Origin of the sequence: Andreprevotia lacus DSM 23236, assembly GCF_900176275.1 — a bacterium.
Classification (GTDB): domain Bacteria; phylum Pseudomonadota; class Gammaproteobacteria; order Burkholderiales; family Chitinibacteraceae; genus Andreprevotia; species Andreprevotia lacus.
Genome location: NZ_FWXD01000003.1, coordinates 208,727 through 231,877, shown reverse-complemented (window position 1 = coordinate 231,877; position 23,151 = coordinate 208,727). Strand labels below are relative to the sequence as shown.

19 protein-coding genes and 2 pseudogenes are annotated in these 23,151 nt (G+C 62.9%); 7 read left to right on the top strand and 14 right to left on the bottom strand.

The features are described from left to right. The 14 genes and pseudogenes from B9A19_RS04120 to B9A19_RS04055 form a co-directional block, all read right to left on the bottom strand. A pseudogene (locus B9A19_RS04120) lies at positions 1 to 247 on the bottom strand (IS3 family transposase); the annotation flags it as partial. Positions 248 to 354: 107 nt separating this feature from the next. Next, positions 355 to 666 (bottom strand): DUF2322 family protein, encoded by a 312-nt coding sequence (locus B9A19_RS04115; RefSeq protein ID WP_084089271.1) that lies wholly within the window; start codon positions 664 to 666, stop codon positions 355 to 357. Further along, entirely contained in the window at positions 663 to 1,643 is a 981-nt protein-coding gene (locus tag B9A19_RS04110; RefSeq protein ID WP_139798636.1) for an HD-GYP domain-containing protein, read from the bottom strand. Before B9A19_RS04110 ends, B9A19_RS04115 begins: the two co-directional genes overlap by 4 nt. 455 nt (positions 1,644 to 2,098) lie before the next feature. After that, entirely contained in the window at positions 2,099 to 2,293 is a 195-nt protein-coding gene (gene iscX, locus B9A19_RS04105) for a Fe-S cluster assembly protein IscX (RefSeq protein ID WP_084089269.1), read from the bottom strand. Further along, on the bottom strand, positions 2,290 to 2,772 hold the full coding sequence (locus tag B9A19_RS04100; protein ID WP_084089268.1) for a YbaK/EbsC family protein: 483 nt from the start codon (positions 2,770 to 2,772) through the stop codon (positions 2,290 to 2,292). The genes iscX and B9A19_RS04100 overlap by 4 nt, the downstream gene beginning before the upstream one ends. Next, complete coding sequence (gene fdx, locus B9A19_RS04095; protein ID WP_084089267.1) at positions 2,772 to 3,113, bottom strand: ISC system 2Fe-2S type ferredoxin; 342 nt, start codon at positions 3,111 to 3,113, stop codon at positions 2,772 to 2,774. Before fdx ends, B9A19_RS04100 begins: the two co-directional genes overlap by 1 nt. Before the next feature lie 7 nt (positions 3,114 to 3,120). Beyond that, the gene (gene hscA / locus B9A19_RS04090) at positions 3,121 to 4,947 is read right to left on the bottom strand and encodes a Fe-S protein assembly chaperone HscA (protein ID WP_245804265.1); all 1,827 of its coding nucleotides are present in this window, start codon (positions 4,945 to 4,947) and stop codon (positions 3,121 to 3,123) included. A 72-nt stretch (positions 4,948 to 5,019) separates the two neighbouring features. After that, positions 5,020 to 5,553, bottom strand: a complete 534-nt coding sequence (hscB, locus tag B9A19_RS04085; RefSeq protein WP_084089265.1) for a Fe-S protein assembly co-chaperone HscB — start codon at positions 5,551 to 5,553, stop codon at positions 5,020 to 5,022. 91 nt (positions 5,554 to 5,644) lie between these two features. Continuing rightward, complete coding sequence (iscA, locus tag B9A19_RS04080) at positions 5,645 to 5,968, bottom strand: iron-sulfur cluster assembly protein IscA (RefSeq protein ID WP_084089264.1); 324 nt, start codon at positions 5,966 to 5,968, stop codon at positions 5,645 to 5,647. A gap of 60 nt (positions 5,969 to 6,028) precedes the next feature. Next, positions 6,029 to 6,409 carry a Fe-S cluster assembly scaffold IscU gene (iscU, locus tag B9A19_RS04075; RefSeq protein WP_084089263.1) on the bottom strand — a complete coding sequence of 127 codons (381 nt, stop codon included), beginning with the start codon at positions 6,407 to 6,409 and terminating at the stop codon, positions 6,029 to 6,031. 155 nt (positions 6,410 to 6,564) lie between these two features. Beyond that, the gene (locus B9A19_RS04070; protein ID WP_084089262.1) at positions 6,565 to 7,773 is read right to left on the bottom strand and encodes an IscS subfamily cysteine desulfurase; all 1,209 of its coding nucleotides are present in this window, start codon (positions 7,771 to 7,773) and stop codon (positions 6,565 to 6,567) included. Between the two features lie 63 nt (positions 7,774 to 7,836). Then, positions 7,837 to 8,325 carry a Fe-S cluster assembly transcriptional regulator IscR gene (gene iscR / locus B9A19_RS04065; protein ID WP_084089261.1) on the bottom strand — a complete coding sequence of 163 codons (489 nt, stop codon included), beginning with the start codon at positions 8,323 to 8,325 and terminating at the stop codon, positions 7,837 to 7,839. Positions 8,326 to 8,465: 140 nt separating this feature from the next. Next, complete coding sequence (cysE, locus tag B9A19_RS04060; protein ID WP_084089260.1) at positions 8,466 to 9,215, bottom strand: serine O-acetyltransferase; 750 nt, start codon at positions 9,213 to 9,215, stop codon at positions 8,466 to 8,468. A gap of 80 nt (positions 9,216 to 9,295) precedes the next feature. Next, positions 9,296 to 10,972 carry an alpha-glucosidase gene (locus B9A19_RS04055; protein WP_245804264.1) on the bottom strand — a complete coding sequence of 559 codons (1,677 nt, stop codon included), beginning with the start codon at positions 10,970 to 10,972 and terminating at the stop codon, positions 9,296 to 9,298. Positions 10,973 to 11,104: 132 nt separating this feature from the next. On the opposite strand from B9A19_RS04055, the pseudogene glgB reads away from it, so the two are divergent. From glgB to B9A19_RS04020, 7 genes and pseudogenes are all read left to right on the top strand, one after another. After that, a pseudogene (glgB, locus tag B9A19_RS04050) lies at positions 11,105 to 13,285 on the top strand (1,4-alpha-glucan branching protein GlgB); the annotation flags it as partial. After that, the gene (glgX, locus tag B9A19_RS04045) at positions 13,282 to 15,330 is read left to right on the top strand and encodes a glycogen debranching protein GlgX (protein ID WP_084089258.1); all 2,049 of its coding nucleotides are present in this window, start codon (positions 13,282 to 13,284) and stop codon (positions 15,328 to 15,330) included. The pseudogene glgB and the gene glgX, both read left to right, overlap by 4 nt. Next, entirely contained in the window at positions 15,327 to 16,958 is a 1,632-nt protein-coding gene (locus B9A19_RS04040) for an alpha-D-glucose phosphate-specific phosphoglucomutase (RefSeq protein ID WP_084089257.1), read from the top strand. Before glgX ends, B9A19_RS04040 begins: the two co-directional genes overlap by 4 nt. Before the next feature lie 104 nt (positions 16,959 to 17,062). Further along, positions 17,063 to 18,346, top strand: coding sequence for a glucose-1-phosphate adenylyltransferase (glgC, locus tag B9A19_RS04035; protein ID WP_084089256.1), 1,284 nt, complete (start codon positions 17,063 to 17,065; stop codon positions 18,344 to 18,346). Positions 18,347 to 18,412: 66 nt separating this feature from the next. Further along, positions 18,413 to 19,852, top strand: coding sequence for a glycogen synthase GlgA (glgA, locus tag B9A19_RS04030; protein ID WP_084089255.1), 1,440 nt, complete (start codon positions 18,413 to 18,415; stop codon positions 19,850 to 19,852). 48 nt (positions 19,853 to 19,900) lie between these two features. Then, positions 19,901 to 22,360: a glycogen/starch/alpha-glucan family phosphorylase gene (glgP, locus tag B9A19_RS04025; RefSeq protein ID WP_084089254.1), complete on the top strand. Its 2,460-nt coding sequence runs from the start codon at positions 19,901 to 19,903 to the stop codon at positions 22,358 to 22,360. A gap of 149 nt (positions 22,361 to 22,509) precedes the next feature. Further along, positions 22,510 to 23,067: an NUDIX domain-containing protein gene (locus tag B9A19_RS04020; protein ID WP_084089253.1), complete on the top strand. Its 558-nt coding sequence runs from the start codon at positions 22,510 to 22,512 to the stop codon at positions 23,065 to 23,067. Positions 23,068 to 23,151 lie beyond the last annotated feature (84 nt).

Below are 23,151 nucleotides of genomic sequence, written 5' to 3'. Positions count from 1 at the left end.
TGATCTGTTGCTCCGGCGTGAGCGGTTTGGGGTCTTGGTCGATGGTCATCACCGCCAAGGATGCCGCAGTTCGCCAGTCTTGTCGCCCATGCTTGCGTAACCAGGTCAGGACGGTGGAGCGGCCTTGGATGCCGTAGCAGGCTTGGGCCTGTTTATAGGTAAGCTGGCCTTTTTCGACCTGTTCAACGACAGCCAGTTTGAAGGCGAGGGTGTAGTCCCGTTGTGTGCGCTTGATCTTTGATTCCATGACACTTGTCCTTGTGTGAGGGGAAAAGTGTCAACGTATTTCAGGACGGGTCACGTACCCAACAAAAAGCCCGCATCAGCGGGCTTTTTGTTGGGGGGCGTTGCAGTTCAGGCAGCAACCAGCCGCACCGCCAGCGGTGTACCACCCTCAACCAGCGCCAGCAGGCGGTCGATGTTGGGGTGGGCGCCCGGGCGAGCCTGGGCGTCGGCGGTGTGCTCGGCGTACAGGCGCAGGCCCTTGTCGGCGGCAGTGGCGTTGATCGAGCCGAATTCCTGATACAGCGCGTGATAGACGCGCACGCTGCCGGCCTGGCCGGGTTTGTTGTCGATGCGGGCAACGATGGTGTCGCCGTCGAGCAATTCCAGCGCCGCCAGGTGGTCGATGGCGGGCAGCGTGGCTAGGATATCCTTGAAAATCATTGTGTGTCCTGTTGGGGTGTTGCGTCCGGCAGATAGGCGTCTTCGCCCCAGATGTCCACCGGCGGGATGGGGTCGAGAAACTGGGTCTCGAATACGCTCATGATACCGCCATCAGGCGGGCCGCTGGTGCGTTCACCCGGCTCGGCCAAGGGTTTCATGTCGGCGTCGTACAGCGCCTGCACCACCGGTGTCAGCTCGTGGCTGCCGGGGCGTTTCACCACGCCGATCTCGCCGCTGTACAGCTGCACCACGCTGCCGGGCGGGTAGAAGCCCAGTGTTTCCATGAACAAGCGGTCCAGCTTGTCGTCCACGCCGGCGCTGAGCGGCGAGATGCTTTGCGCCAGCGCGCTGTCGACCGACTTGGCCGAGCGCCAGGCGCGCTTGGACAGCAGCGCGCAATAGCGGTCGGCCAGACCCAGCAAGCGGGCCTCGAAGCGCAACTGGTCGCCCCTGAGCTTGCCGGGGTAGCCCCGGCCGTCCGGGGTTTCGTGGTGTTGCAGTACGCAGTTGAGCCACACGGTGTCGGACACGCCGCGTGCGCGCAATTCGTCGCGGCTGGCCAGCGGGTGTTGCTGCATGATCTGGCGCTGTTCGGTGGTGAGCGGGCCCGACTGCTGGTCAAGCTGCTCTTGCAGCGTCTGCATGCCGATGTTCATGGTCAGCGCGGCGGCAATGACCGGGCGGCGCTCGCTTTCGGTCTGGCCCAGCCGCTTGAGCGCCAGTTCGACCACCACGCCGACATCGACCGCATGGCGTGGCGCATACGGCGTGTCCTGCGCCAGCAGGGTCATGGCCAGTGCCACGTTGCGGTTGCGCGTGCATGCGCTCTGGATCTGCGCCGCTAGCATGATGATTTCACTCTGGAAATACTGCGGATCGCGATCCATCAGCAGGTCGGCGAGTCTGGCGCGGGCGCCGAGGATGACCTGGGCGATACTGGTGCGCTTGGGCGGCTTGGTTTGGGCGGGCGGATTCACGGCGGTCGCGGGCAATGGAACTGGATAAGCTTAGCGATTATGGCCAGCTTTGTGGCTGCGTTATGTAGAGAAGTGTTGCAGCCGGGTTACATGCAACACTTTCCGCCGTTTTTGCTTGCCGGTCGGCAGCCTGCGGACTAGGGCCTGTTAACACTTATTTCGCGCTTGCGCTGGGCCGCAAAGAGGTCAGCTACAAGGCACGCAACGCAGGCAATAACCGGTTATTGCCAAGGCGCGTAACGCCGTAGATGGCCTCTTTGCGGCCCAGCCCTGCGGGTTCGGGGTATTTCGGGCGGTTCGCTGCCTTGCAAACCGCTTGCGGTACCCGTACCGCGGCGCGTTCTGCGCCTTGCGCTCCATCCCGAACTACCCCGAACGCAAGCGTGAAATAAGTGTTAACAGGCCCTAGCAGCAAGGGCTGCTCCGCGGACTGCGCCGCTTTTCAGGCGAGGTGTTCAGTCGGCTTCGTCTATCCAGGCCATCTGGATGGCCTCGAGGATTTTTTCGCCGCTGTGCTTGGGGTCGTCGTTGAAGCCCGGCAGCGCCAGCACCCAGTTGCGCAGATCGACGAAATTGATTTTCAGCGGGTCGATATCCGGGTGCGTGTCGGCCAGTTCAATGGCGATCTCGCGGCTGTCTGTCCATTTCATGCCGTTTTTTCCTCTTTGACTTTGGCGACCTGGCCGGCGGTGAGTGCCAGCAATTGTTCGGGCGTGAGCTTGAACACGCTGTTGGGCGTACCGGCAGCGGCCCAGATTTCGGCCATGCCGAGCAGGTCTTCGTCGATTAGTGTAATCGGTTCGCTGGCGTGTGCCACCGGCGATACGCCGCCGATCACGTAACCGGTTTTTTCGCGCACGAAATCGGCATCGGCACGACCGATCTTTTCGCCCACCAGCGCAGCAACGGCTTTTTCATCCACGCGGTTGATGCCGCTGGTGACGACCAGCACATGACGTTCGCTCTGCTTGGCGCGCAGGATCACTGATTTGGCGATCTGTGCCACTTCGCAGCCGATGGCGGCTGCAGCGTCGGCCGAGGTCTTGGTCGAAGCGTCGAACTCGACGATTTCGGTGCTCATGCCGGCGGCCAGCAGGGCCGCCTCGACACGCCGCATGCTGTCGCTCATCAGTGGTTTTCCTCGCGCGCATGGTTGATGGTGTATTTCGGGATTTCCACCACCAGTTCTTCATCGGCAATGATGGCCTGGCAGGACAGGCGCGAGTTGGCTTCCAGCCCCCATGCCTTGTCGAGCATGTCTTCCTCTTCTTCCTCGGCCGTTTCCAGGCTGTTGAAGCCCTGGCGCACCACTACGTGACAGGTGGTGCAGGCACACGATTGCTCGCATGCGTGCTCGATGAAGATGTCGTGATAGATCAGCGCATTGCAGATGCTGGTGCCCGGTTCCGCATCAAAGGTGGAGCCTTCGGGGCACAGGGTGGGGTGGGGCAGGACGACGATCTTGGTCATGGTGATCTCAAAGTTCTTCAATCTTGTGGCCGGACAAGCCGCGGCTGACGGCGCGATCCATGCGGCGGGCGGCAAATTCGCTGGTGGCTTCGTTCAGGGCCTCGGCGGCCAGGCGCACTGCATCTGCATCGTGGCCGGCAATGGCGGCGTCGGTGGACGTCAGCGCGGCTTCGACTTCGGCGCGCTCGGCGTCGCTCAGCAGGTCGCCATCCTGTGCAAGCGCGATGCGTGTGGCGGTGAGGATGCCTTCTGCTTCGACGCGCGCTTCGGCCAGCTTGCGTGCATGCATGTCGTCGCTGGCGTGCTGCATCGATTCGCGCAGCATGCGGCCAATGTCGTCGTCCGACAGGCCATAGCTGGGCTTGACCATGATGCTGGCTTCCACGCCGGTACTTTGCTCCTGCGCCGACACGCTGAGCAGCCCGTCGGCATCGACCTGGAAGGTGACGCGGATGCGAGCGGCACCCGCCACCATGGGCGGAATGCCGCGCAGCTCGAAGCGCGCCAGCGAGCGACAGTCGCTCACCAGTTCGCGCTCGCCCTGCAGCACATGGATGGCCATGGCGGTCTGGCCGTCCTTGAAGGTGGTGAATTCCTGCGCGCGTGCAGTCGGAATGGTGCTGTTGCGCGGGATGACTTTCTCGACCAGCCCGCCCATGGTCTCCAGACCGAGCGAGAGCGGGATCACGTCCAGCAGCAGCCATTCGTCGTCGCCCTTGTTGCCGGCCAGTACATTGGCCTGCATGGCGGCGCCCAGTGCCACGACCTTGTCCGGGTCCAGATTGGTCAGCGGTTCACGGCCGAACAGCTCGGCCACGGCGCGGCGCACGTGCGGCATGCGCGTGGCGCCACCCACCAGCACTACACCCTTGATGTCGTCGGCAGTGAGCTTGGCATCGCGCAGTGCGCGCTTGAGCGGGGCGATGGTCTTTTGCACCAGATGCGCGGTGATCTGCTGGAAGATGGCGGCGGTCAGCTCGACATCGACCAGTGTGCCATCCGACAGCTTGGCCGTGATCTGCGTGCGGTCGTGATCGGTAACGGTTTCTTTGGCCTGGCGCGCCTTGGTCAGCAGCAGGCGGTGGTCCTTGTCGTTCAGCTGCGACAGGCCGGCTTGCTCCAGAATCCAGCAATGCAGGCGGTGGTCGAAGTCATCGCCGCCCAGTTGCGAATCGCCGCTGGTGGCGCGCACTTCAAACACGCCGCGGGTCAGCTCCAGTACCGACACGTCGAAGGTGCCACCGCCAAGGTCATAAATCACGTAAGTGCCTTCGGCGGCGTTGTCGAGGCCGTAGGCGATGGCGGCGGCGGTGGGTTCGTTCAGCAGGCGCAGCACGTTCAGGCCAGCCAGCCGTGCGGCATCCTTGGTGGCTTGGCGCTGTGCATCGTCGAAATAGGCCGGCACGGTAATGACGGCGCCGACCAGCTCGCCGCCGAGGCTGGCTTCGGCGCGGGCTTTCAGGCTGGCGAGGATGTCGGCCGAGACTTCCACCGGGCTCTTGATGCCGGCCGCAGTTTGCAACTTGAGCATGCCGGGTTCATCAACGAAGCGGTAAGGCGTGGCCGCATCGGCCACGTCGGTCAGGCCACGGCCCATGAAGCGCTTGACCGAGACGATGGTATTGGCCGGGTCCTGATTCTGCCCGGCTTGTGCCGCATGGCCGACGGTGACTGCGCCGCCGGCAGCGTAATGCACTACCGAGGGCAGCAGGGTGCGGCCATTTTCATCCGGCAGGCACGCCGGGCTGCCGCTGCGTACCGTGGCAACCAGCGAATTGGTGGTGCCCAGATCAATGCCGACCGCCAGCCGGTGCTGGTGGGGGGCGGCGCTCATGCCGGGTTCGGAGATTTGCAGCAACATCGGGTTCAGGCTCTTGGCTAGGGCGCGGCAGCGCCGGTACACAACTTAAAAGGTTACGGCGTCGATGGCGTTATCGACTTCTTCGCTCAGCTTGTCCAGAAAGCGCAGCTTGCGTACTGCCTCGGCAGCGGCGGGCCAGTCTTGCTGCTCGTCCAGCAGCACCGCCAGCTCGTTCACCAGCGTACGATGCTCGCCGGCCAGTTCGCTGCTCAGTGCTTCCAGCGTGTCGCCGTTGCGCTGCGTTTTGGCGTCGGCAATGGTTTCTCGCCATTCCATCTGCTGCATCAGGAACTCCACCGGCATGGCGGTGTTGGTCTCTTCCTGCGTATCCACGCCGTGCAGCTGCAGCAGATAGCGCGCGCGCGACAGCGGGTTTTTCAGCGTCTGGTAACCCTGGTTGATCTGCGTGGCGATCTGCAGGCTGAGGCGTTTTTGCGCGTCACTGGCCGCTGCAAAGCGGTCCGGGTGGTATTCGGTCTGCAGCGCGCGATAGGCCGCGTCCAGCGCGGCACGATCCAGCGTAAAGCCGGCCTGCAGGCCGAACAGGGCAAAGTGGGACTGGGTGAAATCGAAGCTCATGGCGAAACCGGGTTACTCCGCTGCGGGCCTGGCAAAAGCAAGAGGGGCGGTTTGCACCTTGCCCCTCGTGGCTGGCTTGCGCTGCTGCGGGTCAGACGTGGAAGCTTTCGCCGCAGCCGCACTCGTTCTTCACGTTCGGGTTGTTGAACTTGAAACCCTCGTTCAGCCCTTCCTTGGTGTAGTCCAGCTCGGTGCCGTCGATATAGGGCAGCGACTTGGCATCGGTGAAAATCTTCACGCCAAAGCTCTCGAATACCATGTCGGTATCCAGCGATTCGTCAACGAATTCAAGCTTGTAGGCCATGCCGGAGCAGCCGGCGGTTTTCACGGCCAGACGCACGCCCAGACCCTTGCCGCGGCGGGCAAGGAAGCCGGCAACGTGGTTGGCTGCGCGTTCGGAAAGCGTGAGCGCCATCGTGTTCAACTCCAATGCGGGGGGCGGCGGCACACCGGGGCGTGCAGCAACCCGTTCTGATTAACCGTGCTTCTTCTTGTAGTCTTCCACTGCGGCCTTGATGGCGTCTTCCGCCAGGATGGAGCAGTGGATCTTGACCGGCGGCAGGGCCAGTTCTTCGGCGATCTGGGTGTTCTTGATGGCCATCGCTTCGTCCAGCGTCTTGCCCTTGACCCATTCGGTCACCAGCGACGACGACGCAATGGCGGAACCACAGCCGTAGGTCTTGAACTTGGCATCCTGAATCACGCCATCGCTGCCGACCTTGATCTGCAGCTTCATCACGTCGCCACAGGCCGGCGCACCGACCATGCCGGTGCCGACCGTGTCGTCACCCTTCTCGAACGCGCCGACGTTGCGCGGATTTTCGTAATGGTCGAGAACCTTTTCGCTATATGCCATGGTGTATCTCCAATTCAGTCAGTTCGGTTTTTGCCAGGCACGTCCACGTTTTTTGGTGTGGATCGCTGTGCCAGGCAAGGCGCGGTGTCGCGACGTTTACTGCTGTAAACGAGCGGCGACGCAACGCAGCATGGTGCTGCGAGACGCGCCAAAAATCAGTGGGCGGCCCATTCGATGGTGGAAAGATCAATCCCTTCCTTGTACATATCCCACAGCGGGCTGAGTTCACGCAGCTTGCCGATCTTCTGGTGCACCAGCTTGATGGTGAAGTCGATGTCTTCCACGGTGGTGAAGCGGCCGATGGTGAAGCGGATCGAGCTGTGTGCCAGTTCGTCGCTGCGGCCCAGTGCGCGCAGCACGTAGGACGGTTCCAGCGAGGCCGAAGTACACGCCGAGCCCGACGATACCGCCAGTTCCTTCAGCGCCATGATCAGGCTCTCGCCCTCGACATAGTTGAAGCTCACGTTCAGGTTGTGCGGCACGCGCTGATCCATGTCACCGTTCAGGTGCACTTCTTCGATGTCGTTCAGGCCGGCCCACAGGCGGTCGCGCAGCATGCGGGTGCGCTCCAGCTCGGTGCCCATTTCCTCGCGGGCAATGCGGAACGATTCGCCCATGCCGACGATCTGGTGCGTGGCCAGCGTGCCGGAGCGGAAACCGCGCTCGTGGCCGCCTCCGTGCATTTGCGCTTCGAGGCGCACGCGCGGCTTGCGGCGTACATACAGCGCGCCGATGCCTTTGGGGCCATACGACTTGTGGGCCGAGAAGCTCATCAGGTCGACCTTCAGTGCCTGCAGGTCGATCACGACCTTGCCGGTGGCCTGTGCAGCGTCGACGTGGAACACGATGCCCTTTTCGCGGCACAGCTCGCCGATGGCCGGGATGTCCTGGATCACGCCGATTTCGTTGTTCACGAACATGACCGAGATCAGGATGGTGTCCGGGCGGATAGCCGCCTTCAGCGCATCCAGATCGATCAGGCCGTTTTCCAGCACGTCCAGATAAGTGACTTCAAAACCCTGGCGCTCCAGCTCGCGCATCGGATCAAGCACGGCCTTGTGCTCGGTCTTGACGGTGATCAGGTGCTTGCCCTTGGTCTTGTAGAACTGCGCCGCGCCCTTGATGGCGAGGTTGTCCGATTCGGTGGCGCCCGAAGTCCAGATGATTTCCTTCGCATCGCAATTGACTAGCTTGGCCACCTCTTCACGCGCCGATTCGACGGCGTCTTCCGCTTCCCAACCATACGCATGGCTGCGCGAGGCCGGGTTGCCGAACAACTCGGTCAGGTACGGGATCATTGCCTGCGCCACGCGCGGATCAACCGGGGTGGTGGCGGAATAATCGAGGTAGATCGGCTTGCTCATTGCGGTTTCCTTGGGTTGGCTGGCGCCGTGTTCATTCCGTGATACGTTGGCTGGCGGGGCGCCTTACTGCGGCGCGGTCAGTTCCGCCGGCTTGCTGCGCGCATCGAGCAGCACCTTGCTGCTGCACTCGCTGCGCTTGCGTTGCTTCTCGTGCTGCTCTTGCACCAGTTGCGCCAGCGTGACCGACTTCAGATAGTCGTAAATGGTGTGGTTCAGGCTGGCCCACAGGTCGTGCGTCATGCAGCGGCCATCGTCGTGGCAGTTTTCCTTGCCGCCGCACTGCGTGGCATCCAGCGGCTCGTCCACGGCACAGATGATGGCAGCGACGGTGATTTCCTCGGCCGCGCGGGCCAGACAGTAGCCACCGCCCGGGCCGCGCACGCTGTCCACCAGTTCGCGGCGACGCAACTTGCCGAACAACTGCTCCAGATAGGACAACGAAATGCGCTGACGCTCGCTGATGCCCGCCAGCGTGACCGGGCCGCCAGACTGGCGCATGGCCAGATCAAGCATGGCGGTAACGGCAAATCGGCCTTTGGTGGTGAGGCGCATCGGCGGTTCGGGTCCTGAGTGAGAGCGGTTCGGGCGGCCTGTACACCGTGGTGTACGGGCTGCGACTGAAGCGAATGGTAAAATACCCTAGTGTTTTAGTCAACTAAAACGGGGCTTGGTTCGCACCGTTGCAGTTGCACTCAATCCACGATCTTGTTCAGGTATTGCGGATCGAACTGATCCTTGCTGGCGCGGGCCTCGGCGCAGTCCACGCCCATCGCTTCCAGTCTTTTCAGCAGCGCGTCGATCTTGTGATCGGTGGTGACCGAATGATCGAGCAGCGCGTGGATGGCTTTCACCATCGGGTCGTTCACGTCGCCGGAAATGCCATAGGCCGAGAAACCCAACGACTTGGCTTTCTGTTCGCGCGTGGCCTCGGTTTCTTCGAGGATGCGTGCCGGAATGCCGACGGCGGTGGCGCCGGGTGGCACCGGTTTGTTCAGCACCGCATTGGAGCCGATCTTGGCGCCGGCGCCTACGGTAAAACCGCCCAGGATCTTGGCGCCCGCACCGACGATGACGCCGGCTTCCAGCGTGGGGTGGCGCTTGCCGCCGTTGAGCGAGGTGCCGCCCAGGGTCACGCCCTGATAGAGCGTGCAATCGTCGCCCACCACGGCAGTTTCACCAATCACGATGCCCATGCCGTGGTCGATGAACACGCGCCGGCCAATGGTCGCGCCAGGGTGGATTTCGATGCCGGTGAAAAAGCGTCCCAGGTGCGACACGAAACGCGCCAGCACAGGCCACTCGGACTGCCACAGCGCATGCGCGACATGGTGGAAGGCAATGGCGTGCAGGCCCGGATAACACAGCACGATTTCCCAGTGCGAGCGGGCAGCAGGATCGCGTTCCTTGATAACGCGTATGGTTTCGCGCAGGGCCTCGAGCATGGCGTACGGCGTCCGGGTGGGTAAAGCCGAGTATTTTACTCGACTTTACCCGCTTGCGTCAGCCCTCGTCGGGGGCCTATCTATAGCCGGCCGAAATAGGCGCCGTAGCCTTGCAACTGCAGCTCGCCGCGCTCCAGTACGCCGCCATGCAGGCCGTGCCCGTCCAGCGCCTTGGCGTCCTGCAGGGCCTTGGGCAGCTTCCAGCGCTGCGGGCTGTTGCCGAGGTTAAGCGCGACCACGATGGTTTCCTTGCCCGATTTGCGGGTGAATACCAGCAGCGGCTCCGGCGCGTTCAGGAAGGCAAGGTCGCCGTCGATCAGCGTGGTCTGGCGGCGGCGCCAGGCCAGAAAGCGCCGCGTGAAATTGAGCACCGATTCGCGCGGTTTTTCCTGGGTGTCCACGGCCAGCGCCACGTGTTCGGCCGGGATGGGCAGCCACGGCTTGCCGGTAGAGAAACCGGCATTGCTGCCTGATTTGCTCCACGGCATGGGGGTGCGGCAGCCATCACGCCCCTTGAATTCGGGCCAGAAGGCCTTGCCATACGGGTCTTGCAGGTCTTCAAAGGCGATTTCGGCCTCGGGCAGCGCCAGTTCATCGCCCTGATACAGGCAGCTGGAGCCACGCAAGGTGGTCACCAGCGCCAGCATCAGCTTGGAGAAGGCCGGCCCGCCCTGGTTGTGGCCCCAGCGGGTGGCCACGCGCGCCACGTCGTGATTGCCGATTGACCAGCAGGCCCAGCCGGGGATGGCGTATTCGGCCAGCCGGCGTTCCATGATCTCGACCTGCTCGCGCACGAAGGCGGCCGAGAATTCCTCGGTCAGCAGGTTGAAGCTGTAAGCCTGATTGAATTTGTCGTTGTCGGCCGTGTATTGCGCCATGCGGCTGGGCGAATCGTCGTCGCCGATTTCACCGAGGCTGCTGGCGCCGTATTGGTCCAGCAACTTGCGCAGTTTCTGCAAAAACTTGAGGTTCTCGGGGCGCGACTTGTCGAACTTGTGGCGTTGCATGCCATAGGGGTTGGTGGCCGGCACCGAGCTGCTGTCGGCCACCTTGGCTGGCGGGTTGTCGCGCAGTTTCTTGTCGTGGAACTGGAAAATACAGGCATCGAAGCGGAAACCGTCCACCCCGCGCTTGAGCCAGAATTCGACCTCGCCCAGGATGGCCTTCTGCACGTCCTTGTTATGGAAATTGAGGTCGGGCTGGCTGGTCAGGAAGTTGTGCAGGTAATACTGGCGGCGCCGGCTGTCCCACAGCCAGGCACTGCCGCCGAACACCGACAGCCAGTTGTTGGGCGGTGTGCCATCGGGTTTGGCGTCGGCCCAGACATACCAGTCTGCCTTGGGGTTGTCGCGGCTGCTGCGGCTTTCGATAAACCACGCGTGCTGCTCCGATGTATGCGACAACACCTGGTCTATGATGATCTTGATGCCCAGCTTGTGCGCCTGCTTGAGCAGTTTGTCGAAATCCTTGAGCGTGCCGAACAGCGGGTCCACCTGGCGGTAGTCGGATACGTCGTAGCCGAAGTCCGCCATCGGGCTTTTGAAGAACGGGGAAATCCACACCGCATCCACATTCAGGCTGGCGAGGTAGGGCAGTTTGTCGATGATGCCGGGCAGGTCGCCGACGCCATCGCCGTCGCTGTCCATGAAGCTGCGCGGATAGACCTGATAGATCACCGCGCCGCGCCACCAGTCCTTGGTTTCCATATGCGGCTGTTCCTTGTCGTACAAAATGGGCTGGAAAGCATGACGCAGCAAGCTTTCGTTCGTGATGCTGATTGTTGCCTTGCATTGGCCGCGCAGGCAAGATTGGCCTATAAACAAAGCTCCTGCTTCTGCATGCCTGCAGTGGTACACAACAACAATAGGTGAGGCATGTACGCCCTTCCAGATCAGGCCGCGATTGACGCGCTATTCAACGGCAGTCATGCCGATCCGTTTTCCATCCTCGGCCTGCACGAGCACGATGGCAGCCTGTGGCTGCATGCGCTGCTGCCCGATGCGGGCGAAGTCTCGGTGATCGACGCCAAGAACGAGCGCACGCTGGCTACGCTTGATCGCGTCGATGCACGCGGATTTTTCTCCGGCAAGATTCCCCGCCGCAAGAATGCCTTTCCGTATCGCTTGTCGGTGCGCTGGGGTGATGGCACTTTCGATATCGAAGACCCTTACCGTTTCGGGGAGGTGCTGGGCGATGTCGATGCCTGGCTGCTGGCCGAAGGCACGCACCAGCGGCCGTTCCAGCGCCTGGGTGCGCATCCGGCGGTGATGGAAGGCGTGGCCGGCGTGGCGTTTGCGGTGTGGGCGCCCAATGCGCGCCGTGTATCCATCGTCGGCGATTTCAATCTGTGGGATGGCCGCCGCTACCCGATGCGGCTGCGTCGCGAATGCGGCGTGTGGGAAATCTTCCTGCCCGGCGTGCAGCAGGGCGCGCTGTACAAATACGAGATTTTCACTGCCGAAGGCCATATCGAGCTGAAAGCCGACCCGTATGGTTTCTCGGCCGAGCTGCGGCCGGGCACTGCGTCGAAAGTGGCCGCGCTGCCCGAGGTGGTGCCGGCCAGCGATGCGCGCCGCACGGCCAATGCCTTCAATGCGCCGGTCAGCATCTACGAGGTACACCTGGGCTCGTGGCGGCGCATCCCCGAGCAGGGCAATCGCTGGCTGAGCTACCGCGAGCTGGCCGATACGCTGATCCCCTATGTGAAGGACCTGGGCTTCACGCATCTCGAATTGCTGCCGGTGAACGAGCACCCGTTTGATGGCTCCTGGGGTTACCAGCCACTGGGCATGTATGCGCCGACCAGCCGTTTTGGCACGCCGGCCGATTTCCGCTATTTCATCGAGACAGCGCATGCCAACGGCATCGGCGTGTTGCTCGACTGGGTGCCGGGGCACTTTCCGACCGACAGTCATGGTCTGGCGCGCTTTGACGGCACGCACCTGTTCGAGCATGCCGACCCGCGCGAGGGCTTCCATCAGGACTGGAGCACGCTGATTTACAACTACGGCCGCAACGAGGTGCGCAACTACCTCACCGGCAATGCGCTGTACTGGATCGAGCGCTATGGCATCGACGGCCTGCGCGTGGACGCAGTGGCGTCCATGCTGTACCGCGATTACAGCCGCAAGGAAGGGGAGTGGATCCCCAACCAGTTTGGCGGGCGCGAGAATCTGGAAGCGATCCAGTTCTTGCGCAGCATGAATGAAACAGTCGGCACCGCGCGGCCCGAAGCGATCACGCTGGCCGAGGAGTCGACCGCCTTTCCGGCTGTCAGCCGCCCGCCGGCCATGGGCGGTCTGGGCTTCCACTACAAGTGGAATATGGGCTGGATGCATGACACGCTCGAATACATGCAACAAGACCCTGTGCATCGTAAATACCATCACCACAAGATGACTTTCGGGATGGTTTACGCCTTCAACGAGAATTTCGTGCTGCCGCTGTCGCATGACGAAGTCGTGCACGGCAAAGGCTCGCTGCTGGCACGCATGCCGGGCGATGCCTGGCAGCAGTTTGCCAACCTGCGCGCCTATTACGCCTTCATGTGGGCGCACCCGGGCAAGAAGCTCTTGTTCATGGGCGGCGAGTTCGCGCAAGGGCGCGAGTGGAATCACGAAGACAGTCTGGATTGGCACCTGCTTGACCCGGCGGTGGGTGGTGGCTGGCATGGCGGCGTGCAGATGCTGGTGCGCGACCTGAATGCGGTGTACAAGGCGCAGCCGGCGCTGCACCAGATCGACTTCGACCCCAGCGGTTTCCAGTGGATTGCGCATGACGATGCCGAAAATTCGGTGTTCAGCTTCATCCGCAAGGGCGAACAGCCCAGCTGCGAGGTGATCGTCATCGCCAACTTCACCCCGGTGCCGCGCCACGCCTACACCGTGGGCGTCCCGCTGGCAGGCCGCTGGCGCGAAATCCTCAATACCGATGCCGCCTGCTACGGCGGCGGCAACGCCGGCAACGACACGCTGGAAACGCAGCCGCATGGCAGCCACGGCTTTGCGCAATCGCTGACCCTGGCGGTGCCGCCGCTGGCAACGATTTATCTGCAGCGGGTGGCTGAATGAAGCTGGAAACCGGCACGCCTTATCCGCTGGGCGCAACCTGGGACGGCGACGGCATCAACTTCGCGCTGTTCTCAGAGAACGCCACGCGGGTGCAGCTGTGCCTGTTCGATGCGCACGGCGGCAAGGAATATCGCGAGTTGGAATTGCCCGAATGCACCGATGGCGTCTGGCACGGCTATCTGCCCGACGGCGTACCGGGGCTGGTGTATGGCTATCGCGTGGATGGCCCCTACGCGCCGGCACAAGGGCACCGTTTCAACCCGCACAAGATGCTGCTGGACCCGTATGCACGGGCCATCGTCGGCGCGCCCATCGACCACCCCGATTTCAACGGTGACGATCTGGAAAACCCCGGCAAGCCGGACCCGCTGGATAGCGCTGCGCTGGCGCCCAAGGGCAAGGTGGTATCGGGCCGCTACGACTGGGGTGGCGATACCCCGCCGGCCACGCCCTGGCACAAGACCGTCATCTACGAGGCGCACGTCAAAGGGCTGACCGCGCGCCACCCGGATATTCCGGCCGACATCCGTGGCACCTACGCCGCGCTGGCCCACCCGGCGCTGATCGCGCACTTGCAGCGGCTGGGCATTACCGCGCTGGAGCTGCTGCCGGTGCATGCGCATGCCGACGAGCCACGCTTGCAGCGGCTGGGGCTGGTCAACTACTGGGGCTACAACACGCTGGGCTTTTTTGCGCCGGACGAGCGCTACTGGAGTGGCCACGACCATACCACGCCACTGACCGAGTTCCGCGATGCGGTAAAGGCGCTGCACGCGGCCGGTATCGAGGTGATCCTCGATGTGGTGTTCAACCACAGTGCCGAGCTGGATGCCAGCGGCCCGACCCTGAGCTTTCGCGGCATCGACAACGCCAGCTATTACCACCTGAACGAGCAGGGCGAGTATGAAAACTGGACCGGCTGCGGCAATACCATGAACCTGGCGCACCCTCGCATGGTGCAACTGGTGATGGACTGCCTGCGTTACTGGGTGGGCGAATGCCATGTCGATGGCTTCCGTTTCGACTTGGGCCCGGTACTGGGGCGCATGCCGCAGTTTTCCAGTTATGCACCGCTGTTTGCCGCCATTGTGCAGGAACCACTACTCAACAAGACCAAGTTCATTGCCGAGCCGTGGGACATCGGCCCCGGCGGCTATCAGCTCGGCCACTTTCCCGATCGCTTCGCCGAGTGGAATGACCAGTATCGCGACACCATGCGCCGCTTCTGGCTGCATGACGGCGTCACGCGCGGCGAGTTTGCCAAGCGCTTTGCCGCATCGAGCGATTTCTTCCACAAGCGCAGCCGCAAGCCGTATGCGTCGGTCAATTTCATCACCGCGCATGATGGTTTCAACCTGCGCGATCTGGTGTCGTACAACAACAAGCACAACGAGGCCAACGGCGAGCAGAACCGCGACGGCCACAACGAGAACCAGAGCTGGAATTGCGGCGTCGAAGGCGCCAGCGATGATCCCTCGGTGCTGCTGGTGCGCAAACGCTCGAAAAAGGCGCTGCTGACCACCTTGCTGCTGTCGCAGGGCACGCCCATGCTGCTGGCCGGCGACGAGCTGGCGCACACCCAGCAGGGCAACAACAACGCCTATTGCCAGGACAATGACATCACCCATCTGGACTGGGCCAGTGCCGATGGCGACCTGACCGATTACATCTCCAGCGTGCTGGCCGTGCGCGCGCGCATTGCCGCGCTGGTCGAGCCCAACTGGTGGGACGGCCAGATCGACGACGGCGAAAACCACCCGGACGTGCAATGGCTCAATGCCTCGGGCGAAGCGCTCAAGGCGCACGACTGGGAAGACAGCGCCGGCCGCGCCATGATGGTGCAGCTGTCGGGCGAGTGGTTGATCGTCGTCAACGGCTCGGCCAACCAGGTACCGTTCCGCCTGCCTACCGGCGTCTGGTGCCTGGAGCTGTCCAGCACTGATGACCTGCCTACCTGCATTTCCAACGGTGAATACCGCGCCTCAGCGCGCAGCGTCGCCGTACTGCTCCACCATTCAACCATCCCGTCGGACAAGATCGTATGACCATCCAGACCATCGCAACCCGCCCGTTTGAAGGGCAAAAGCCCGGCACCTCCGGGTTGCGCAAGAAAGTGCGCGTGTTCCAGCAGGCGCACTATCTCGAAAACTTCGTGCAGAGCATCTTCGATGCGCTGGGCGGCATTGCCGGCAAGGTGCTGGTGCTGGGCGGCGACGGCCGCTATCACAACCGCGCAGCGGTGCAGACCATCCTGTGCATGGCGGCCGCCAATGGCGCTGCCAAAGTCATCGTCGGGCAGGGCGGCATTCTGTCCACGCCGGCGGCCAGCTGCGTGATCCGCAAATACCAGACCTTCGGCGGCATCATCCTGTCGGCCTCGCACAACCCCGGCGGCCTGGACGAGGATTTCGGCATCAAGTACAACACCGACAACGGTGGCCCGGCGCCGGAGAAAATCACCGACGCCATCTACGCACGCACTACCACCATCAGTGAATACAAGACGCTGGATGCGGCGGTTTACGACATCGACACCCTGGGCAGCGGCCAGCTGGCCGGCATGGCGGTTGAGGTGATCGATTCGGTGCTTGATTACGCAGCGCTGATGCAGCAGCTATTCGACTTCCCGGCCATCCGTGCCTGGTTTGCTGCTGGCCACACCATGCAGTTTGATTCGCTCTCTGCCGTATCCGGCCCCTATGCCACGCGCGTGATCGAAGGGCTGCTGGGCGCGCCGGCCGGCACCGTGGTCAACGGTGTGCCGCTGGAGGATTTTGGCGGCCATCACCCGGACCCGAACCCGGCCCATGCCACCGAGCTGATCGCCACCATGAATGCCGCGACCGCGCCGGATTTCGGCGCCGCCAGCGATGGCGATGCCGACCGCAACATGATCGTCGGCCGCAATCTGGTGGTTACCCCGTCCGACAGCCTGGCCATCCTGGCAGCCAACGCGAAGCTGGTGCCGGGCTATGCCCGCGGGCTGGCTGGCGTGGCACGCTCGATGCCGACTTCGTGCGCGGTAGACCGCGTGGCCAAGGCGCTCGGTATTGCCTGCTATGAGACCCCCACCGGCTGGAAATTCTTCGGCAACCTGCTTGATGCGGGCAAGGCCACCTTGTGCGGCGAGGAAAGCTACGGCACTGGCTCTGACCACGTACGCGAGAAGGACGGCGTGTGGGCGGTGCTGTTCTGGCTCAATCTGCTGGCCGCCACCGGCAAGTCGGTGAACCAGCTGGTGAGTGAACACTGGGCCACCTACGGCCGTAACTTCTACTCGCGCCATGATTACGAGGCGCTCGATGTCGAGCCCGCCAACGCGCTGCTGGCGGCGCTGCGCGAAAAGGTCACTACCTTGGCCGGCACGCAGTTGGGCGGCAAGACTGTTGCACTGGCGGATGACTTTGCCTACGACGATCCGGTCGATGGCAGCCATTCGGGCAAGCAGGGCATCCGCATTGTGTTCGACGACGGTAGCCGCATTGTCTACCGCCTGTCCGGCACCGGCACGGAAGGTGCGACCTTGCGGGTCTATCTTGAAAGATATGAGGCCGATCCTGCCCAGCACGGGCAAGAAACCCAGGCTGCGCTGGCAGGGCTGATCAAGGTCGCCGGTGAGCTGGCCGATATTGCCGGCCGCACCGGTCGCACCACGCCGACCGTCGTGACCTGATCGGCACACCGCATCCACAGGCATTCCGGCCGCAAGCGCGGCCTGCAAACCGGCCCGGCGGCAATGTATCGCCGGGCCATCACAGTCGATAGAGGATGTAAGCCATGGAAATGCAATTGATCGACAAGGCCACGCTGGCCCGCCAACTGCCCAACAAGGCCGTGGCGCTGGTGCTGGCCGGCGGGCGTGGCTCGCGCCTGAAGGCGCTGACCGATCACCGCGCCAAGCCCGCGGTGTATTTTGGCGGCAAGTTCCGCATCATCGATTTCGCGCTGTCCAACTGCCTGAACTCGGGTATCCGCCGCATCGGCGTGGTGACGCAGTACAAGTCGCACTCGCTGCTGCGCCATATCCAGCGTGGCTGGTCCTTCCTGCGCAACGAGATGAACGAGTTCGTCGACTTGCTGCCGGCGCAGCAGCGTGTGGATGAAGAACACTGGTATCGCGGCACTGCCGACGCGGTGTACCAGAATCTCGACATCCTGCGCAGCTATCGCCCCGAATACGTCGTGGTGCTGGCCGGTGACCATATCTACAAGCAGGACTACGCGCGCATGCTGGTCGATCACGTGCTGCTGGGGGCGGATTGCACCGTGGCATGCATCGAGGTCGCTCGTGCCGAGGCCAGTGCCTTTGGCGTGATGGACGTGACCGAAACCCGCCAGATTGCTGCCTTCGTCGAAAAGCCGGCCGATCCGCCAGCCATGCCGGGCAAGCCCGATACCTCGCTGGCATCGATGGGCGTGTATGTATTCAACGCCGATTACCTGTATCGCCTGCTGGACGAAGACCTGGCCGACCCCAAGTCCGAGCACGACTTCGGCAAGAACATCATCCCCAAGATCGTCGGCGAAGGCCGCGCCTTTGCGCACCCGTTCTCGATGTCATGCGTGAAGTCCGACCCGGCTGCCAAGGATTACTGGCGCGACGTCGGTACAGTCGACGCGTACTGGGAAGCCAACCTCGACCTCGCCTCGGTCATGCCCGAGCTGGACATGTACGACCAGGACTGGCCGATTCGTACCTTCCAGGAGCAACTGCCGCCGGCCAAGTTCGTGCAGGACCACAACGGCAGCCACGGCATGACGCTGAACTCGCTGGTATCGGGCGGCTGCATCGTATCCGGCTCGCTGGTGCTCAACTCGGTGCTGTTCTCCAAGGTGCGCGTGCACTCGTTCTGCACCGTCGATTCGGCCGTCATCCTGCCCGAGGTGGTGATAGGTCGCTCCAGCCGCTTGCGCCGCTGCGTGATCGACCGGGGCTGCATCATTCCCGAGGGCACCATCGTCGGCGAGAATGCCGAGGAAGATGCACGCCGTTTCCACCGCACCGACAGCGGCGTGGTGCTGATTACCAAGAGCATGCTGGGCCAGCAGACCACCTGCTGAGGCAACGTACTGCTGTAAAAAAGCCTGCCCACACTGGGCAGGCTTGTCTTTCAAGGAAGGTCTGCAATGCGCGTACTGCACGTCTGCTCGGAATTGTTCCCCTTGTTGAAAACCGGCGGTCTGGCTGATGTCACCGGCGCACTGCCGGGGGCGCTGGCCGGGCTGGGTGTTGATGTCCGGCTGTTGTTGCCGGGCTTTCCCGCCATCAAGGCTGGTCTGCCGGAAGAGGGCGACGTCGCGCAGCTGGATACCCCGTTTGGCCATGTGCGGCTGGTTTATTCGCACCTGCCGGGCAGCGGCGCCGGGGTATACGTGATCGACGCGCCGCAGTTCTATGACCGGCCGGGCAACCCGTATCAGGACGACGCGCAGCAACCCTATGGCGACAATCACCGCCGCTTTGCCCTGCTGGGCTGGCTGGCGGCCGAGCTGGCCAGCGGGCTGGACCCGTACTGGCGGCCCGAAGTGGTGCATGGGCATGACTGGCATGCGGGGCTGGCGCCGGCTTATCTGGCCGCACGCGGCCGGCCGGCGCGCAGCGTGTTGACCGTGCACAATCTGGCGTACCAGGGCCTGTTTCCGGCCGACGCCTTTGGTGAGCTGGGTCTGCCGGCCGATTTCTTCGACATTGAAGGGCTGGAATTCCATGGCAAGGTGTCTTTCCTCAAGGCCGGGCTGTATTACGCCGACCACATCACCACCGTATCGCCCACCTATGCGCATGAAATCACGACCGAAGAACAGGGCTGCGGCCTGAATGGCTTGCTGCGTGATCGCGGCGCGCAGCTCTCGGGGGTGCTCAATGGCGTGGACGACGCGGTCTGGAACCCGGCGACCGATGTGCTGATTGCCGCCAGCTATACCGCCGACAAGCCTGCGGGCAAGGCCAAATGCAAGCAGGCGCTGCAAGAAGCGCTGGGCCTGGCCACCGACAGTGACGGGCCGCTGTTTGCCGTGGTCAGCCGCATTACCGAGCAAAAGGGCCTGCACCTGATACTGGATACGCTGGACGAAATCGTGTCGCGTGGCGGGCAGTTCGTGCTGCTGGGCTCGGGCGATCCGGACAAGGAAGCCGCATTTGTGGCCAAGGCTGCCGCCAACCCGCAGCAGGTGGCCGTGCGTATCGGCTATGACGAGGACAAATCGCACCGCGTGATGGCCGGTGCCGACGTGATCATGGTGCCCAGCCGCTTCGAACCGTGCGGGCTGACCCAGCTTTACGGCCTGAAGTACGGCGCGCTGCCGCTGGTGCGCAAGGTGGGCGGGCTGGCCGATACCGTGGTCGATGTGGCGCTGGAAAACCTGGCCGATGAAACCGCGACCGGCTTCGTCTTCAACGACTTCACCGCCGCCGACCTCACCGCCGGCATTCGCCGCGCCTTTGCACTGTGGGCCAAGCCGCAAAGCTGGAAAACCGTGCGCCGCAGCGCCATGCGCCGCGACTTTGGCTGGCAGGCTGCCGCGCACGCCTATACCGACCTGTATACCCGCCTGCTGGCCGCATGAGCGCGCCGGCAGCGACACCATATTCAAGACATGAGCAGTGGAGCAACCATGACGGCCGCGTTTGAACACAACTCCCCCAGCAATGATGTCGAAGCGCTCAAGCGCTCGATTGCCAACAAGCTGATGTTTGCCATCGGCAAAGACCCGATCACCGCCAACCCGCGTGACTGGTTGTTTGCCACCATGCTGGCCGCGCGCGATCGCCTGATCGAACGCTGGATGGCGACTACCCGCGCGCAGTATTCGCAGGATGTGAAGCGGGTTTACTACCTGTCGATGGAATTCCTGATGGGCCGCGCGCTCACCAACGGCCTGCTGGCGCTGGGTATTTACGACGAAGTGCGCACCGCGCTGGACCAACTCGGCATCGATTACGACGAGATCGACGACATCGAACCCGATGCCGCGCTGGGCAACGGCGGCTTGGGCCGTCTGGCTGCGTGCTTCCTCGATTCGATGGCCACGCTGGGCCTGCCGGGCTATGGCTACGGCATCCGCTACGACTACGGCATGTTCAAGCAGCGCATTGTCGACGGCAACCAGGTGGAATCACCGGACTACTGGCTGGCCAACGGTTATCCGTGGGAGTTCTCGCGCCCCGAGGTGCAGTATCTGGTGCGCTTTGGCGGCCGGCTGCAGGACGAGGGCGAACACAAGGTGCGCTGGCTGGACACGCAGGACGTATTTGCCTCGGCCAACGACCACATCATTCCGGGCTACGACACCACGGCCACCAACACCCTGCGCCTGTGGTCGGCCAAGGCCAGCAATGAAATCAACCTGTCCAAGTTCAACCAGGGTGATTACTTTGCTGCGGTCGAGGAAAAGAACGCATCGGAAAACGTCTCGCGCGTGCTCTACCCGGATGATTCGACCTATTCGGGCAAGGAGCTGCGGCTGCGCCAGGAGTATTTCTTTGTGTCGGCCAGCCTACAGGACATCCTGCGCCGCTACCGCCAGGGCCACCCGGAAGCGAAAGACCTGACCCGCTTGCATGAAAAAGTCGCCATCCACCTGAACGACACCCACCCGGTGCTGGCCATTCCCGAGCTGATGCGCATCCTGATCGATGATGCCGGCATGCTGTGGCGCGATGCCTGGGGCATTACCCGTCAGGTGTTCTCGTATACCAACCACACCTTGATGAGCGAAGCGCTGGAAACCTGGCCGCTGGACATGCTGGGCCGCGTGCTGCCGCGCCACCTCAAGCTGATTCTGGAAATCAACGACGCCTTCCTCAAGGAAGTGCGCGTGCGCCTGGGCGACGACGCCGAGCTGATCCGCCGTGTATCGCTGGTGGACGAGGGCGGCGAGCGCAAGATCCGCATGGCCTATCTGGCCGTAGTGGCCAGCCACAAGGTCAATGGCGTGTCGGCGCTGCATTCGCAGCTGATGGTCGAATCCATCTTTGCCGATTTCGCCAAGCTCTACCCGGAGCGTTTCAACAACAAGACCAACGGCATCACCCCGCGCCGCTGGCTGGCGCAGGCCAACCCGGCACTGGCCGGCGTGATCGACCACTACATCGGCAAGACCTGGCGCAGCAATCTGGGCGAGCTGGCCGAGCTGCGGCAGCACATCGATTTTCCCGCCTTCGTCAACGCCGTGGCCGAGGCCAAGCTGGCCAACAAGCAGCGGCTGGCGCAGTTCGTGGCGCGCAAGCTGGGCGGCGTGATCGACCCGAACGCACTGTTCGACGTGCAGGTGAAGCGCATCCACGAATACAAGCGCCAGTTGCTGAACGTATTGCACGTGATCACGCGCTACAACCGCATCCTCAAAGACCCCAATGCCGACATTGTGCCGCGCGTGGTGGTGTTTGCCGGCAAGGCGGCCTCGGCGTATCACATGGCCAAGCTGGTGATCAAACTGATCAACGACGTGGGCGTGAAGATCAACAACGACCCGCGCGTGGGCAACAAGCTCAAGGTGGTGTTCGTGCCGAACTATGGCGTGACGCTGGCCGAGCTGATCATCCCGGCCGCTGACCTGTCCGAACAGATTTCCACCGCCGGCACCGAGGCATCGGGCACCGGCAACATGAAGTTTGCGCTGAACGGCGCGTTGACCATCGGCACGCTGGATGGCGCCAATGTGGAAATGCGCGAGGAAGTGGGGGCCGACAACTTCTTCATTTTCGGCAACACCGCCGACAAGGTGGAAGCGCTGCGCCGCAATGGTTATAACCCGCGCGAATACTACGAAAACGATGCCGAGCTGCGCGAAGTGCTCAACATGCTGGCCTCCGGCACCTTCAGTCCGGACGACCCGGCACGTTACCGGCAGATTTTCGATGTGCTGGTGAACTGGGGCGATCACTATCAGCTGCTGGCCGACTACCGCAGCTATGTGGACACGCAGGATCAGGTGGACGCGCTCTACCGCAACAAGGACGAGTGGGCGCGCAAGGCGGTACTCAACATCGCCGGCATGGGCAAGTTCTCCGCCGACCGCACCATCAACGAGTATGCGACCGATATCTGGAACGTGACGCCCGTCAAGCTCTGAGCACTCACGAACAAAACCCCGCTGGCTGCATTACGCGTGCCTTGCCAGCGCTGTTGCGCTGGGTTTTGTTCGTGGCGCCTGCTTGATTACACTCGCAATATCACGCGGCGGCTTCGGCCGCCGCTTTTCTTCGCCCCGGGAACCAGACCATGCAAGACGACAGCCACCTGATTGAAATCCAGACTGCGAGCGAGCGCGTATTTGACGGCGCCTTGCTGCACATCAACCGCGACACCGTGCGCCTGCCCGACGGCGGCAGCGCCACACGCGAATACGTGGTGCACCCCGGCGCCGTGATGATCATCCCGGTGTTGCCCAACGGCAAGCTGCTGATGGAGCGGCAGTTCCGTTTTCCGCTTAACCGCGTGTTCATCGAATTCCCCGCCGGCAAGCTCGACCCGAACGAAGACCCGCTGGAATGCGGCCGCCGCGAGTTGCTGGAGGAGACCGGCTACACCGCCAGCGAGTGGCAATACCTCGGCGTGATTCACCCGCTGATCAGCTACAGCTCCGAAGAAATCCAGGTCTACCTGGCCAAGGGTTTGGTCGCTGGCGAAGCGCGGCTGGATGAGGGCGAGTTTCTGGAACTGATCGAAATGTCGCTGGACGAGCTCAAAGCCGCCGTGCTGGATGGCCGCGTGACGGATGGCAAGACCACGACCGGCATTTTTTGGGCGGATCAGTTGTTGGCTAAATCTCAACGCTAGTGATGTAGATGCTGAGCGCCCGACATGCCACCACCCAGCCATCCTGCAAAGCGGTGCGGCAGGGTGGGGCGTGGGCCGAGACCG